The sequence below is a fragment of the Rickettsia asembonensis genome, assembly GCF_000828125.2.
Lineage (GTDB): Bacteria > Pseudomonadota > Alphaproteobacteria > Rickettsiales > Rickettsiaceae > Rickettsia > Rickettsia asembonensis.
The window spans coordinates 1-16,373 of the sequence record NZ_JWSW01000032.1; the positions used below are offsets into that span (position 1 = coordinate 1).

The following is a 16,373-nucleotide window of genomic DNA, read 5'->3' on the forward strand; positions in this document are numbered from 1 at the left end:
TATGTCAGATATATTGGTATTGTCAAAAATCAATTCTCTGAATTTATGAAGGCTATATGTTTTAATTTGAAACGATTAGGGTTTTGAAAACAATCACTTCCACCTCGATACATTGCTTTTTTACCGAGTTTTTTGGATAATTTATCAAAATCGATTAGAATTTCCCAATTTGGTTTATCTTTCGAGTAATTCTCAATCAATGTCCTACGCCATAACCCTTGGGGATTCTTATCATCCATCCAAAAATTATACACGTAACCTTTACGTATAATACCATATGGAGTTTTTCTTTGGTCATAGAAAATAGATTCTATTTCTTTCTTAACTACCTTATAAGTAGGCATAGATTGGAAAGCCTTTTCTGTTTTATCAGTACGCTCTTTTGCTCATTTTAGAGCTTCAGCTTCCTCTAGAAATTTAGTATCTTTTGAGTTATATATTTGTTCATTATTATTTCCCATAGCCTGAATGCAAAAGGTTAATAAAATAATTGTAAAATAGCAGGTAAGTTTTTTCATTATTTTAATAATATCTCTTAAATTAAAAATATTGATTATTGAAATTTCGGCTAATCAATTTTATTCTATGTACATAATATATTTATCCTTATAATCTTCTGGTACAAGAATTTTATATTTGAGTGATATATATTGGATTAATAAACAAAAATTGTAAAGCTTAATTTGTCTCAATTTATAATTGTAAAAGTATTATTAATGATGTATTTATAGTGCAGTATATCATTAACATTTATGTCTAAAAATCTTAAGCACGATGAGATTATACGTAGTGCATTTGAAAATCCAATAGTTGCCAAAGAGTTTTTTCAAATGCACTTACGCTTCATATACAAAGTTTGGTTTCTTTTAAAAATCTTAAAATGGAAAAAGATAGTTTTGTAGATAAAACACTTAAGAAATCCATATTAGATATTTTATTTTCCGTTAAATTTAATAGTGAAGACGGTTACTTATTTTTATTATTAGAACATCAAAGCAAACCTGATTATTACATGGCTTTTCGCTTGTTTAAGTATATGTTAAAGATTGCCGAATATCATATGAAAACAACAAAAAGCAAGAAATTTCCTTTCATATATCCGTTAGTGTTTTATAACGGCATACAAAAATATAATGCTCCTTTAAATTTATGGGAATTATTTGAAAATAGTGAATTGGTAAAGGCTACTTGGACTAATGATTATCAACTTATAAACGTGCATGATATATCTGATAAAGAATTGAAAAAAAATGCTTGGTCCGGAATTTTACAATTTTTCATGAAGCATATTCATGAACGTGATTTATTGAAAAGATGGGAAGAGATAGCTGATCTCTTACCTAAATTTGCTAAAGTTAATATTGGCATTGATTATATAGAGCTAATTTTATTCTATACTTTGACCAAGATTAAGCAAAGTGATATAATGGAAGTAGAAAACATACTTAAATCAAAATTAAATTCTAAAAAAAGAGAAAAAATTATGGGAAGTATAGTAAAACATTGGTTGCAAGAAGGTAGAAGAAAAGAAAAAATTATTATAGCAAAAAATTTAATCAAAGCCGGTTTAAAAACTGACTTAATAATTGCTTCAACCGGATTAAAAAAAGAAGAAATTGAGAAGTTACAACAAACTGCCTGAATTCTTAAAAAATATGAAAGTGATGGCAGATAATTTAAGTATTTATATTCACTGGCCGTTTTGTTTGTCAAAATGTCCATATTGTGATTTTAATTCTCATGTGGCAAGCACTATAGATCATAATCAGTGGCTTAAATCCTATGAAACGGAAATAGAGTATTTTAAGGATATTATTCAAAATAAATACATTAAATCTATTTTTTTCGGCGGCGGTACTCCCTCTTTAATGAATCCTGTAGTCGTTGCAGGAATAATAAATAAAATCAGTAATCTAGCAATTATTGATAATCAAACCGAGATAACTCTAGAAACTAATCCCACATCCTTTGAAACTGAGAAGGTTAAAGCATTCAAATCCGCCGGAATTAATCGTGTTTCAATTGGAGTACAATCCTTAAAAGAAGACGATTTAAAAAAATTAGGTAGAACTCATGATGCTTTGCAAGCCATCAAAACAATTGAGGCAGCAAATTCGATTTTTCCAAGAGTATCATTTGATTTAATATATGCACGTAGCGGTCAGAAATTAAAAGACTGGCAAGAAGAATTAAAGCAAGCTATGCAACTCGTAAATGGCCATATCTCTCTTTATCAATTGACTATAGAAAAAGGTACACCTTTTTATAAATTATTTAAGGAGGGTAATCTGATTTTGCCGCATTCAGATGCGGCAGCTGAAATGTACGAATGGACAAATCATTATCTAGAATCTAAAAAATATTTTAGATATGAGATATCTAATTATGCTCTAGCAAATCAGGAATGTTTGCATAATTTGACTTATTGGAATTATAATAATTATTTAGGTATAGGTCCTGGAGCTCATAGTAGAATAATTGATACTTCAAGTTCGATATCGGCAATTATGATGTGGCATAAACCTGAAAAATGGTTAGACTCGGTTAACACAAAAAATGTCGGTATTCAAACTAATACTAAGTTAACGCATCAAGAAATCATTGAAGAAACGTTAATGATGGGGTTACGTCTTAGCAAAGGTATAAATATTTCTACATTAGAGAAGAAAATAAACGCAAAATTAGTAGATATTTTAGACATGAATAATCTTAAGCATTATCAAGCGTTAGATTTAATTAAAATAAATGAAAATATCTATCTTACCGATAAAGGTTTAATGCTCCATAGTTATATAGTACCTAGATTGATTACATGAAAATTATCCAAGTAATTTTAAAGTTTATAATTATTTTTATTATTCCTGCTATTCATGCAATGGAATGTAAACTGGAGTTTAAGACCCAAAAAATATATGTGGATGGTGTTGAATATAATCAAAAAGTCGGAAATCCAATTACACCTATAGCGGATGCTATTAAGGCAGATAATCTTGAAGAAGTAAAAAAGATATTAGAGAGGGATACGGAGTAAATCAACCATGCTTGGGTTGGACTCCTCTAGATTATGCTATATCGAATAATAATATAAAAATTGCCGAATTTTTAATTAATCAGGAAATGAGTCCTAATTTAAGATATGAAGACGGTATTACCGGAACGATGCTAGCTGCAGAAAGAAATAATCCTGATTTAATAAAACTTTTGCTTAAGCTAGGTGTTAATCCTAACGTTCAAAATTCTAAAACCGGAATGACTTCCCTTATGTATGCAGCATCATATCTTAATGTTGAACCTATTCGTATTTTATTAGAATATGGAGCAGATCAAAAAATTAAAGATTTAAAAGGAAAAAGAGCTTTGGATTGGATAGCAGTGGATGCTAATAGAAATTTACATGCTTCTGATGCAGAATATTATACTGCTTTATTTCTTGCTCCATTTAAAACTAAACTGAAAATTATAAAAGAAAGAAATAGCATTAAGACAAGAAATAAAGAAAAGGAAAAAGAAATAAAAAAGCTTTTCAATTATCACCGTTAAATTTTGGTAGTGTTTCTATTTATATCTTACAAGTTAAGATAAAAACCTATTCTAATTTTTTTTAAATTTTTAAGGCATTGTTGCGTGGACCGGTTTTTTGTCATTGCAAGAAGAATTACAACGTAATTTGACGAAGCAATCCAGTAAAATGCGTAGCATTTTTATTATTTTCTGGATTGCCGCACAGTCTACGACTGCTCGCAATGACGGGGTGGTATCCACGCAACAATGCCTTTGTATAATTTACATATTTTGTTTCTAAAAAATTTTTAAAAAATACAGTAGATTTATATGGATTTTTAGTAAAATTGTTTAAAGCATCATCGCTATTAATATTAAAATTTTTTAGATAAATTTCCTTTCTCATAATACACAAGTCATTATCTTTAAATCTTTTTTATAACTGAGTTCCAATTTTTAGAAGCATTAATAATACCGAAAGGATCTACATATTTTGTATCTACTAAATATAAATCTTTTTTTTCTTTCAACCAGCTAGTTAATCTAACGATTTTATTGTTTAAATTTTCTAATTTTGCTATACAAGTTTTTTCATCTAAAGTTTTCCTCCAAACATCATAGCAAGCATTATTATAGTCAATATTAGTATCTTCAATGATGAAATAATCCCCTTCTTCAAAGATATTATTATGAAAATATTCTAAAATACCTATAGTATTAATATGAGCATCTTCTATTAAGAGTATGGGATATACTATTTTAGATATTTTTTCTTTTGGGAATATTGCCTCTACTTTATTAGAATCGCCTTGTAAAAATTCTATTCTATTATCACCTTTTACGGCTTGATCAATATTTTTAAAATCGATATCTATACTAATAACTTTACCGTCTTTTACTGATAAACTTTGTATATCCGCCAACCAAAGGGCGGAAGCTCCTTTAAAACTTCCAAATTCAATTATGGTTTTGGGTTTTAATTCTTGAATTAAACCTTGAGTAGTAACAATCTGAAAAGGACTTTTTTGTAATGGTATATTTTTCCAATTAATATCACAGCTATTTTCAGCAATAGAATGCCAAAACAATTCAGGTAAATCGCTTGCCGTAGTTCTATTATTTATAGATACAAATCTTTTTGGTGATGCAGTATTATTTAGGAAATTTAACATATGTCCTCAACCTTGAGTTAATATTACTATTGTAATGCATACTTTAGATTCTAAAGTCAATGGCGTTTTTAAATTAAAAAATAAGAGAAAAAATTTTGATAACTATACTTCAAGTAAATGAATAGTGGGAGTATTGTTTGTTAATACCTAAGCCGTCATTACGAGTGAGCATTGTTGTGTGGATCAGTTTTACCTCTGTCATCCCGTGGCTTGACACAGTGTGTTTTTACCGGTTCACGCAACAATCCCTCGTAGGAATGACATAATTAGCTAGAAATGTAGATAAGCATTAAGATAAATATACTTCCTTATCTAAAGTATTTTCGCTGTTATCTATAATCATAGTAATTGTTGCATCGCCGGTAATATTGATAGTAGTACGTAGCATATCAAGTATTCGGTCAATACCGGCAATAATTGCTACTCCCTCTATAGGTAAGTGAACCGAAGAAAGAACCATAGGAAGCATTATCAAAGAGGCACCGGGAATGCCGGCTCCACCGATAGATCCAAGTGTTGAGGTGAGAATAATTACTAAATAGTCGTGAGGAGCAAGCGTTACTCCCATCATTTGAGCAAAGAATATAGTAGTAAGAGATAGATTTATGGCGAATCCGTCCATATTAATTGACGCCCCTATCGGAAGTACGAATGAAGTACTAGACTCTGAAATGCCAAGCTTTTCACGACAAACTTGCATAGTAGTTGCAAGAGTTGCCTTACTACTTGAAGTAGAAAAAGCAAGTATCTGATATTCAAAACTTTTTTTATAAAAAGGTATAGGGGAAACACGGCAGAATACATATATAAGTAAGCCAAAAACTAAATATTGAAATGTCATCGCCACAACTACCGCTACAACAAGTTTCGATAAACTAATCATTACTTCAACTCCCTGCATGCCTACAATCCAGCCTGTTAAAGCAAAAGCACCGTAAGGGGATAATTGAATAACAAATGATATCATTTTTAATATTAATTTTGACATTACATGAATTAAATCAGTAACAGGTTCACCGATAGATTTCATTTTGTTTAAGGTAATCCCGACAAAAATAGCAAAAAATACAACTTGCAAGACATCACCGTTTGCAAAAGCCCCAACAGCATTATCAGGGATGATATTTACAAAAAAATCAATTATATTAAATGAAGTTCTACTTGTCGTTCCTGAAGAGGTAAAATCTATATGTATGCCTACTCCAGGCTTTAATACTAAGGCAACAGTAAGCCCAAAAACCGTGGCAAAAAAAGTAGTACCTAAAAAAGCGGCTACCGCTTTCATTCCTACTCTGCCAAGGGCGGAAGTATCATTCATACTAGTGATACCGGAAACCAAACTAAAGAAAATTAAAGGGGTAATGATCATTTTTATCAAGCGTAAGAAAATGTCACCGATAGGTTTAATATAATTAACATATTGTGGTAAGTATATACCAAATATAATACCTAAGATTAACCCTAAGGTAACTTTTTGCCATAATTTCATAATTTACTTACTTAATTTTTAAATTTGTTCAATTACAAGTTTTTTTTGCTATTTTGGTCAATCCATTTTAAGTACTTTTGAAAGCCATAGTCAATATTTATTTTTATTATTTGCGGTAATTCATAATTATGAATTTCAAGGAGTTTATTTTCAATTTCGTTATAATTAGAAGATTTTGTTTTAATTACAAGTCTATATTCGGTTTCTAAAGTTACTCTCCCATCCCATCTAAAGTAACTTTTGACATCGTCAATTTGAATGCAGGCAGCAAGATTTAATTCTAACAAAACAGATGCTATTTTCTCGGCAATTTGCAAATCATTAGTAGTCGTTAAAATTAAACAGCAATCTTGCATGCTTAAACCTCAACAAAACAATTAGGTGTTTCATATAGTTTGAGGCTCGCTACGAAGAAGTTTTGACCTACGAAAAGTTTAGGAAAAATTTCATCCTTTAAATGCGTCGCTATATTTTCTGCAGTTGGGTTATTCTGCATGTAATATATTTTTTGACCGGTACAATTTTCTATTTGCTGCCCCATTTCCTTATCGTCTTGATGTAGGATTAAGCTATGATCAAAATTTTCATCAATCCATTTTTTAGCTAAATCCTTAATTAAACCAAAATCGATTACCATACCAAGTTTATCGGTTTTGTTTGCGGCTATAGCAATCTCAAGAACATAGCGATGACCGTGCAGAAATTGACATTTATTTTGATGTCCTATAATTCTATGTCCTGCATCGAACTCAATACGACGAGTACATTTTATCATTATTTATATACTTCCTTTCTTTGAATACGGGATGTAAATCGTCATTGCGAGAAAAATTACGTAGTAATTGACGAAGCAAGGAAGAAAAAAAATTCTGTAAATCAGAATTTTTTTATTATTTTTTCTGGATTGCCACGTCGCTTCGCTCCTCGCAATGACGACTCGGTATCCAAGCAGACAATGCCTCCTCGCAATGACAACTTTCTACAAATTCAGTAGTAACTTCTCTGGATTTTCAATAAGCTTTTTAATTTTTACCAAGAACGATACTCCTTCTTTCCCATCAATTATGCGATGATCGTAAGATAAAGCTATATACATCATCGGACGTATTTCAATTTTACCATCTATAACTACAGCTCTTTCCTCGGTTTTATGTAAGCCTAGAATACCTGATTGAGGAGGATTAATAATCGGTGTAGATAATAATGAGCCATATACGCCTCCGTTAGAAATCGAGAATGTCCCCCCTGATAAATCAGCCATAGAAAGCTTACCCTCACGAGCTTTTTTAGCCAAAGTTCCTATAGCTTTTTCCACTTCGGCAAATCCCATTTTATCGGCATCCCTAACAACCGGTACAACAAGCCCTTGCTCTGTTCCGACAGCTACACCTATATCATAGTAATTTTTATATACTAAATCATTGCCGTCTATTTCAGCATTTACCGACGGAATAAGTTTTAAAGCTTCAATTGTTGCTTTAACAAAAAATGACATAAAGCCAAGTTTCACAGCGTGCTTTTTCTCAAACTCTTCTTTATATTGATTACGCAAGGCAATTACTTTTGACATATCGATTTCATTAAAAGTAGTCAAAATAGCTGCTGTATTTTGTGAATCTTTTAAACGCTGTGCAATAGTTTTACGCAAGCGTGACATACGAACACGCTGTACTCTTTCTTCATTAGTTTTGTTCACTGTAGGAGTAGAAGTAGCAGCAGACGGTGTGTTTATTGTTTCAAGCACGTCACCTTTGGTAATTCTACCGTCTCTACCTGTTCCTTTTATATTATTGGGATCAAGCTTATTTTCGGTAACTAATTTTTGTACGGAAGGAGCAAGAATATTATTAACCACGGCAGGTTTCTCTACAGGCTTTTCTGAAGTAGGCTGCGTAACTGCTTGAGCTTTAGCAGATTCATTATTAGTACCCGCAGTATTTGCAGCTGCCCCTTCATTTATTTCGCCTATTTCTTCGCCAACCGCTACATTTGTACCGTCAGTTTTCGATATTTTACCTATAGTGCCGTTACAAGGAGCATTAACTTCTAAAGTTACTTTTTCGGTTTCAATTTCTAACAGTAATTCATCGGTTTTAACCGAATCACCTTCTTTCTTATACCATTTGGCAATAGTTGCTTCCGTTACGGACTCTCCAAGCGACGGTACTATAATTTTAACGCTCATAATTTATTTTACTCCTAAAAAATCAAAAAACGTATTCGGTGTCATCCCGTGGTCAAGCAACTAGGTGACACAGTGGGTTTTTCGAACCATGTAACAGGCCATACGGAAATAACATTAAGAATCGCAATATTCACACCTTTAATGCTTCCCTTAATAGCTTCTCTTGCTGTTTATTATGTGTTTGCAGCGAACCTACGGCCGGAGAGGCTGATTCCTCTCTACCTACATATTTAAATTCATTATTAATTCCTGCTTCTTTTAAAGCATCATTTAAGTAAGAAGCTATATAACGCCAAGCTCCCATATTCTTTGGTTCTTCCTGACACCAAATAAATTCCTGCGTCCTATTATATTTTTTTAATAGTGATGCTACAAGTTTTTTTTCAAAAGGGTATAATTGCTCAAGCCTAATAATCGCTATATTACTGTTATTGCCACGCATTTCAAATAGATCGTAATATACCTTACCGCTACATAAAATTACTTTAGTAATATTGTTTGTGTCTAGTTTATTTACTTCATCTAAAACCGATAGGAAAGTAGTATTTTCGCCTAGCTCATCAAGTTTAGATACTGCATATTTATGACGTAATAATGATTTCGGCGACATTACGATTAACGGTTTGCGGGTATCATCAAGTATTTGACGACGTAGCAGGTGGAAAATCGAGGCAGGAGTAGTTGGATATGTAACATATATATTATCCTCAGCCGCCAACTGTAAGAACCTCTCAAGTCTTGCCGAACTATGCTCCGGTCCTTGTCCTTCAAATGCGTGAGGTAACAAAACCACAAGTCCGCTCATACGAAGCCATTTTGTTTCGCTGCTTGAAATAAACTGGTCAAAAATGATCTGAGCTCCATTAGCGAAATCACCGAATTGTGCTTCCCATAAAACTAAATTTTTTGGATTTGCGAGTGAATAACCATACTCAAAACCAAGCACCGCATATTCAGATAAATTACTATCGGCTACCTCGTATTTTGCTTGTTCTTTAGATAAATTATTTAGAGGTATATAGGTAGTATCGTCAATTTGGTTGTGCAATACTGAATGACGATGCGAGAAAGTACCGCGTCCGCAGTCTTGTCCGGTTAGCCTTATATTTGTACCTGAAGCAAGCAAGCTTGCAAAAGCTAGCTGCTCAGCTGTTGCCCAATCAATAGGTTGATCAGCCGTTAGATTGACTTTTCGAGCTTCAAATAGTTTTACAAGTTTTGGATTAACGGCAAAATCTTTCGGTATTTCGCATAGTTTAGTTCCTAAATCTTGTAATGTTTTTTTTCCGACGCCCGTTATTGCAGCTTGTGTACGAGTACGAGAAATGCCTTGCCATAAACCACCTAAGAAATGTGCTTCCGGCTTATAACTTTTTGCCTGCTCATATTCCTTATCGAGTCTTGCTTTAAATTCTTCTTTTAACTTAGTAAAATAATTATTGTCAATTACACCGCTTTTTACTAACTCATTTGCGTAAATATTGCCGGGAGTCGGTTTGCTTTTAATGATGTTATACATCTTGCCTTGAGTATACATTGGCTCATCGCCCTCATTATGTCCGTATTTGCGGTAACAAATAATTTCGACTACAACATCCTTACCGAATTTTTGCCTATATTCTACCGCAATATTGGTGGCTTTTAACACTTCCTCTATATCATCACCGTTAACGTGTAAAATCGGAGCAGCGATGATTTTAGCAAATTCCGTAGAATATCTGCTAGCTCTAGTATCCACAGCATTAGCCGTAAAACCTAACTGATTGTTAATGACGAAATGTAATATTCCGCCGATATCATAAGCAGTGAGCGGTGACATTGATAGGCTTTCGGCAACTACGCCTTGACCGCAAAAAGCAGCATCACCATGCACTAAAATAGCCTTAACTTTACTGCGTTTAGTATCTACAAGAATATCCTGTTTTGCTCTTACTTTCCCTGCAACTATAGGATTTACCGCTTCTAAATGTGAAGGATTATCAGTTAGTGATAAATGTATTTTCTTGTTATCTATAGTTCTATCGGACGAATAGCCTAGATGATATTTCACATCACCTGAAACATTTAGCTCATCAGGAAATACACTACCGCTTATGAAGCCCGCAATAACAGCCTTATATGGCTTACCTACTACTTTAGTCAGAGTGTTTAATCTCCCTCGATGTGCCATACCGATAACGATTTCTTCAACGCCTTGATTCATGGATAAATCTATAGCTTTACTCATAGCAACTATAGAAGCATCACCGCCTTCAACGGAAAAACGCTTAGCTCCGGGAAATTTTGTATGTAAATACTGCTCAAACCCTTCTACTTCTACTAAATCATTTAAGATAGTTTTTTTGTCTTCAGGAGAAAATGTAATTTCATTTTCTAGCTGACTATATAACCAGCTTTTTTCTTCTACATTTTCTATTTGTTCAAATTCAACCACGATGGAACCCGTATAAGTTTTATCGAGTTTGGTAACTAATTCAGATAATTTACAGTTCCAATTACCAACAAATTCATCCGTAATATTGATATTTTCTTCTAGCTGGCTGCTATCAAGACCAAAAGTTTCTATATTAAGCTTTAAATCGTTTTTTGTTTTACGTAGCTCTAGACCAAGCGGGTCAAGATTCGCTAAATAGTGAGCATGCTTGCGATAAGCATTGATCATTTCTTTAGCTTTTAAACTATTTAAGACTTCAGAAGATAGATTATTATTTAACGGTTCTTTTTTTATTTCATAAGGAATAATTATCTTTGCCGTACTTTTATTAAGCACGGTACTATTATCCTTAAGGCCAGCAAAAAATTCTTGCCAAGTTTGATCAACCGAGGCTGGATTGGCTAAATATTGCCTATATAGCTCTTCAACAAAAACGGCGTTCCCGCCAAATAAATAACCTGTTTTTTTTAAGTCTTCTTCCATATTATTGTTTGTATTGTTTGATTGCACATAAGTATGTCATTCCACCTACGGGCATTGTTGTATGGCTCGTTTATGTCATTCCCGTGTAGGCGGGAATCCAGTCCTTTTTAGTGTAATCCCGGGACGAAGTTCCCGGGATCCAGTTAAAATACTAAATTTATTAGTATTTTTTATTGTTTTTCTGGATCCCGTGGTCAAGCCACGGGATGACATCGGTTATTCGCCTATAAATATTTCCCTTCTAAATACCCTATATACACTTCAGGATTTATCTTGTCCTCACCGCTAGCACTTTTTAATAAATCGGCTGAATTTTTTAACGAACCGAGATTTCTAAAATTCTTATTTAGATAATTATTTAGATTACTAAAATCACCCTTTAATATATCATCTTTTATATTAGGATACATCTCTTTTACTTTTTTCATCACCATTGATGCGATAATTGCACCGTTTGTATAAGCAGGAAAGTAACCGAAATTTCCGTGTGACCAGTGAATATCTTGAAGACAGCCATTACTAAAGCTTACCGGTTTAATGCCTAAATATTCTTGCATCTTATTATCCCAAAAGCTTGGTAGCTCATCAAGATTCAAATCACCGGTGATGAGTAGCTCCTCTATCTCAAAACGCAATATTACATGCAATGGATAAGTTACTTCATCTGCATCCACTCTTATAAAATCAGGTTTAACTTTAGTAATCTTTCTATATAAATTTTCTGCTGAATATTCTTCGCTTTTAAAAGCAAATTCGTCTCGAAGTAATTTAGCTAAAAATTCCGTAAATTCTCTTGATCTACCTACTTGCATCTCCATAAATAAAGACTGGCTTTCATGAAAAGCCATACCTTTAGGATGTCCTACCGGCTGTCCTTTATACATTTCTGGTAGATTCTGCTCATATAGAGCATGACCTGTTTCGTGAATAATTCCCATTAAACCGCTTATGAAATTATCTTTATAATACCTAGTAGTTAAACGTATATCGTTTGGTGTTCCACCGCAAAAAGGATGAGTAGATTCGTCTAATCGTCCTTTTGTTAGATCAAACTGCATAATTTCCATAATGCGTTTTCCGATACGCTTTTGCATTTCAGGAGCTAGTTCGCCGTTTTTTACTAGTTCTTTCTCGCTTTTCTGTTTTTCTAAAACTTTATTTATGAGCTGCGGGAGTTCTTTTTTAAGTACTGAAAAAACTTGCTTGATTTCGCTACTTTTTCTGCTTGGATCAAACATATCTATTAATGAGTCGTATAATCCGCAATTAAAAGCATCTGCTCGTACTTTAGCAACTTCTTTCGTATAATCTAAAACTTTTTGTAAATGCGGTTTGAATAAATTATAGTCATTATTTTTTCTTGCTTCTCGCCAAACAAGTTCAGCTTTAGTAGTCGCTGCTACTAGTTTCTTTTGTAGCTGCTCGTCAATACAATTCGCATCTATTATTTGCCTCTCAATCTCTCTAATATTAGCATTTTGCCAATCGTCAAGACTCTTTGATTCTTCTTTTGCCTTGCTAACTAACTCTTTTAGCATAGGAGATTTGAGCAGCGAGTGAACGAGCGACGTTAAAGTTACTATTTCGTTTGTCCTACTCTCACCTGAACCCATAGGCATATTTACGGCAACATCCCAGTATAATATGCTCAAAATATTATTAAAATGCGAGATGGTCGCAAATTCGTTTTCTAATTTTGTGTAGTTGTTGTTCATAGTTTTTTCCTTGCTATGTCATTCCTGCGAAAGCAGGAATCCAAAAAAAGTATAAATACAGCAAATTTTTAAAATTAAAAGCTCGATTTATCTTGCTTTATAATGGATTCCCGCTTTCGCAGGAATGACATAAAAACCATATCGCTAGTGCCTATTACAAATGCAACAATTCCTTTGCTGCTTTTAAACTTGCCTCGGTGATTGTTTTACCTGAAATCATGCGGGCTAGTTCCTCCTGTCTTTCAGCTAAATTTAAAGCTTTTACCGTTACTTTTGTTTCTTTCTCTAGCTGTGTTTTCTCGATTTTTATATGCAAATCCGCTTTACCTGCTACTTGCGGCTGGTGCGTAATAACTATTACTTGAGTAACGCTACTAAGTTTTTTTAATCGCTCACCTACTTTATCTGCGACCTCTCCACCAATTCCGACATCTATTTCATCAAATATAATAGATGGTTTTACCATTTTATCAAACAAAGAAGTTTTTAAAGCAAGCATGAACCTTGATAATTCACCGCCGGAGGCGATTTTATTGATTGTTTCAGCTGCCGTTCCGGGGTTGGTGGAAGCTTTAAATACAACATCATCATTACCGCCGGCTGTTGGCTCTTTTCTAGTTTCTATCTCAATCTCAAAAATTGCTTTCGCCATTTTAAGCTGTTTTAGCTCCTGATGCAACGATTCTTCTAGATGTTTTGCAGCAGCAAGACGCTTTGAAGATAAATCGATTGCTAGTTCATAATATTTTTTCTGCAATAACACTTCTTGAGCTTTTAACTCATTGCTATTTGCTATTTTATTTTTTAATATACCAAGCTGCTCTAAAGATTTATCTAAAAATATACCTAATTCATCAGCGGGAATATTATATTTACGGCTAATAGCTTTTATTAAAAATAACCTTTCTTCTGTTTCTTCAAGATTATATTCTTCATGATTAAAACTATCTAACAGATTTGATAATTCTTGGCGTGCTTCTTCTAGGTTATTATAGGCTTCTTCTAAGCTTGTAGTAATAGCTTCAAAACGTTTATTGTCCTGTTGCCTTGCTAATAATTTCTCTGCTCTATTAATCGATGTATTTATTTCAGGGTTATTAATCTGTTCTAGAATATCTTTTATTAGCTGTAAATCCTTATCTTTATTTTGCAAATCTTTTCGTATATTTGCTAATTTTTCTTCTTCACCTATTTGAATGTTCAGTTTAGTTAATTCTTCCGTTGCAAAGCTCAAATAATCAATTTCCTGTTCTATAGAATTTTGTTTAAGTGTTATTTCGGCAATTTTTTTCCGAGTATTTTGCCAAGTCTGATAACATTTGGAAAGCTCGGCTCGGAAGTCCAAAAGATTTCCGTAACTATCTAAAATATCACGCTGCGTATTTGCTTCTAGAAGGGAAATATTATTATTTTGTCCATGAACTTCAAATAAGTAAGTAGCTAATTGCTGCATTATAGCCTTATTAACTACTTGATTATTAATAAAAAAATTTTTCCGTCCTTCGGCTTTTTGCAGACATTTTACAAGTAATAACTCTTCAGGCTCAATAAAATTTTGGATTAGAAAGTTTTTTATCTCTTCACTTAAAGAGAATATTATATTAACAACAGCATAATCTTTTCCACGCTTTATTATATTATTTGAAGTTTTATAGCCTAAGCAAAATAAAATGGCGTCAAGTAAAATAGATTTACCGGCTCCCGTTTCACCGGTAATAACGCATAAACCTTTATTAAACTCAATTTCCAGCTCGTCTATCAGAATGAAATTTTTGACTGAGAGACTATGAAACATAGTTATACTCGATGAATTTGAAAAGCTGCGTTGCACGGTTCGTTTATGTCATTCCCGCGGAAGCGGGAATCCAGCGTAAAGCGAGATAAATCAAGCTTTAAAAAAAGCTTTAAAGTACTGGATTCCCGCTTCCGCGGGAATGACATCGAACACTTTTTAAGAACCATGAATATCTTACTACTTAACCAACTTATATGCATAACTATACCACTGGCTATCAGGATAGTTATGACCTAGCACCGAGGCATATTTTTTTGCTTCATCAGGTAACCCAAGCATCATATAGCTTTCGACTAAACGGTAAAGAGCTTCTACCGAGTGAGAAGTAGTTTGATAATTATCAATTACCTCTTCAAATCTATTAATAGCTGCCATCGGGTTCTTTTTCTTTAAGTAGAACCGACCTACCATCATCTCTTTACCTGCTAAATGATCGTTTACTAAGTCGATTTTTAAAGATGAATCAATAGCATATTTAGTATTTGGGAATTTTGCTATTACGTCTTCAAAACTATCTTTAGCTAAGAAAGTTCTAGATTGATCATGATTTACGTCTGAAATTAACATATAATATGATAATGCTTTAAGGTAATATGCATAAGCAATGTCAACATTTGCAGGGTGCAAATTAATGAACATATCAAGCACATCAACCGCTTCTTCATATTGAGCGGCGAGGAATAAAGAATAAGCCTGCATCAATTCGGCTTGTGGGGTCATTTCATTACCCGGATGTTGGTAAAATACTTTTCCGAATTCTTCCGCAGCTTTTTTATATTTTTTCTTTTCTAACAAAGTAACACCTTTGTTATAAAGAGTAGGGATAGGAACTACTATATCATCACTGCTTTTTTTGCTTTTACATCCGCTGAAAACTAACCCTATAACTAAAAGGGTACTCAATAATTTTGTTAATTTCATAAGAACTTAAATTCAGTTAATAACTAAATATACATATAGGCTTAAAGAATTTCAAGGATTCAATTTAAAAATACTCGGTGAATTTCAAAAATTGGCAGCGTCGTCTAGCAAGTCCTGCGGTACTGAACGTTTAAGTATACGCTCCACTCCTCGTCTTACAGACCTATTACTCTTTTTGAAATTGACTTTCGTGTATCAACTCTTCATTTATTAGGAGTGTACCCAATGTCCTTTATCATTTTTATAGTATTTTTTTTCTACGGCCGACCATGCTACTTTATGTGCAACTGTCTCTCTAGAGTCATTTCCGCGTCTTTTATCGGCATCCTTATATTGTTTAAATGCGTGATTAAAAGCTTCGTGATAAATATCCTTAGCATGGCTTGGAAGATGATTTTTAACTGAATCGGGTAAATCGTTATTATTTTTATAAGGCATAAAAACCTCCGGTAATTGTGAATTATTTTTGCTGGATTGCCACGTCGCTTCGCTCCTCGCAATGACGATTTGGCGTCCACGCGGGTAATGCTACGGGTATTATTGCATGGCTCGGTTTTTCAGTTGTCATACCGCGACTTGATCGCGGTATCCAGCTTAAAATACTAAAATTATTATATTTTAAGTTATATTTCTGGACCCCATGGTCAAGCGAACTAGCTGACATAGTGGGAGTGTTGA

Annotated in this window: 15 protein-coding genes and 4 pseudogenes; 4 read left to right on the forward strand and 15 right to left on the reverse strand. The window is 33.3% G+C overall.

Features of this window, described 5'->3' with window-relative positions:
• Positions 1 to 68: 68 nt before the first annotated feature.
• Positions 69 to 518: pseudogene (locus tag SB78_RS04265) on the reverse strand (prolyl oligopeptidase family serine peptidase); the annotation flags it as partial.
• A 234-nt stretch (positions 519 to 752) separates the two neighbouring features.
• Here SB78_RS04265 and SB78_RS04270 point away from each other — a divergent pair.
• From SB78_RS04270 to SB78_RS11765, 4 genes and pseudogenes are all read left to right on the forward strand, one after another.
• Positions 753 to 1,642, forward strand: a pseudogene (locus tag SB78_RS04270) (Rpn family recombination-promoting nuclease/putative transposase).
• A gap of 13 nt (positions 1,643 to 1,655) precedes the next feature.
• A complete protein-coding gene (hemW, locus tag SB78_RS04275; protein ID WP_041078886.1) occupies positions 1,656 to 2,816 on the forward strand; it encodes a radical SAM family heme chaperone HemW in 1,161 nt (386 codons plus the stop codon).
• Positions 2,813 to 3,031, forward strand: coding sequence for a hypothetical protein (locus SB78_RS04280; protein WP_041078887.1), 219 nt, complete (start codon positions 2,813 to 2,815; stop codon positions 3,029 to 3,031). Before hemW ends, SB78_RS04280 begins: the two co-directional genes overlap by 4 nt.
• 11 nt (positions 3,032 to 3,042) lie before the next feature.
• A pseudogene (locus SB78_RS11765) lies at positions 3,043 to 3,324 on the forward strand (ankyrin repeat domain-containing protein); the annotation flags it as partial.
• A gap of 331 nt (positions 3,325 to 3,655) precedes the next feature.
• Here SB78_RS11765 and SB78_RS08105 read toward each other — a convergent pair.
• The 14 genes and pseudogenes from SB78_RS08105 to SB78_RS09295 all read right to left on the reverse strand — a co-directional run.
• Positions 3,656 to 3,907 carry a hypothetical protein gene (locus SB78_RS08105; RefSeq protein ID WP_241773739.1) on the reverse strand — a complete coding sequence of 84 codons (252 nt, stop codon included), beginning with the start codon at positions 3,905 to 3,907 and terminating at the stop codon, positions 3,656 to 3,658.
• A gap of 19 nt (positions 3,908 to 3,926) precedes the next feature.
• Positions 3,927 to 4,673, reverse strand: coding sequence for a CmcI family methyltransferase (locus SB78_RS04295; RefSeq protein WP_041078888.1), 747 nt, complete (start codon positions 4,671 to 4,673; stop codon positions 3,927 to 3,929).
• A 289-nt stretch (positions 4,674 to 4,962) separates the two neighbouring features.
• A complete protein-coding gene (locus tag SB78_RS04300; protein ID WP_041078889.1) occupies positions 4,963 to 6,162 on the reverse strand; it encodes a dicarboxylate/amino acid:cation symporter in 1,200 nt (399 codons plus the stop codon).
• Between the two features lie 32 nt (positions 6,163 to 6,194).
• Entirely contained in the window at positions 6,195 to 6,518 is a 324-nt protein-coding gene (gene cutA / locus SB78_RS04305; RefSeq protein ID WP_041078890.1) for a divalent-cation tolerance protein CutA, read from the reverse strand.
• Positions 6,519 to 6,520: 2 nt separating this feature from the next.
• Entirely contained in the window at positions 6,521 to 6,937 is a 417-nt protein-coding gene (locus SB78_RS04310) for a 6-pyruvoyl trahydropterin synthase family protein (RefSeq protein ID WP_041078891.1), read from the reverse strand.
• Between the two features lie 204 nt (positions 6,938 to 7,141).
• On the reverse strand, positions 7,142 to 8,347 hold the full coding sequence (gene odhB, locus SB78_RS04315; RefSeq protein ID WP_041078892.1) for a 2-oxoglutarate dehydrogenase complex dihydrolipoyllysine-residue succinyltransferase: 1,206 nt from the start codon (positions 8,345 to 8,347) through the stop codon (positions 7,142 to 7,144).
• 130 nt (positions 8,348 to 8,477) lie between these two features.
• Complete coding sequence (locus tag SB78_RS04320) at positions 8,478 to 11,264, reverse strand: 2-oxoglutarate dehydrogenase E1 component (RefSeq protein WP_041078893.1); 2,787 nt, start codon at positions 11,262 to 11,264, stop codon at positions 8,478 to 8,480.
• Between the two features lie 75 nt (positions 11,265 to 11,339).
• Complete coding sequence (locus SB78_RS09290) at positions 11,340 to 11,477, reverse strand: palindromic element RPE4 domain-containing protein (protein ID WP_146625026.1); 138 nt, start codon at positions 11,475 to 11,477, stop codon at positions 11,340 to 11,342.
• Between the two features lie 11 nt (positions 11,478 to 11,488).
• Complete coding sequence (locus SB78_RS04325; protein WP_041078894.1) at positions 11,489 to 12,979, reverse strand: carboxypeptidase M32; 1,491 nt, start codon at positions 12,977 to 12,979, stop codon at positions 11,489 to 11,491.
• Positions 12,980 to 13,133: 154 nt separating this feature from the next.
• Complete coding sequence (recN, locus tag SB78_RS04330) at positions 13,134 to 14,774, reverse strand: DNA repair protein RecN (RefSeq protein ID WP_041078895.1); 1,641 nt, start codon at positions 14,772 to 14,774, stop codon at positions 13,134 to 13,136.
• Positions 14,775 to 14,776: 2 nt separating this feature from the next.
• The gene (locus tag SB78_RS10115) at positions 14,777 to 14,920 is read right to left on the reverse strand and encodes a hypothetical protein (protein WP_199402777.1); all 144 of its coding nucleotides are present in this window, start codon (positions 14,918 to 14,920) and stop codon (positions 14,777 to 14,779) included.
• A gap of 31 nt (positions 14,921 to 14,951) precedes the next feature.
• Positions 14,952 to 15,695 (reverse strand): outer membrane protein assembly factor BamD, encoded by a 744-nt coding sequence (locus SB78_RS04335; protein ID WP_041078896.1) that lies wholly within the window; start codon positions 15,693 to 15,695, stop codon positions 14,952 to 14,954.
• 210 nt (positions 15,696 to 15,905) lie between these two features.
• A complete protein-coding gene (locus SB78_RS04340; RefSeq protein WP_041078897.1) occupies positions 15,906 to 16,133 on the reverse strand; it encodes a ChaB family protein in 228 nt (75 codons plus the stop codon).
• A 22-nt stretch (positions 16,134 to 16,155) separates the two neighbouring features.
• Positions 16,156 to 16,373 (reverse strand): annotated as a pseudogene (locus SB78_RS09295) (hypothetical protein); the annotation flags it as partial.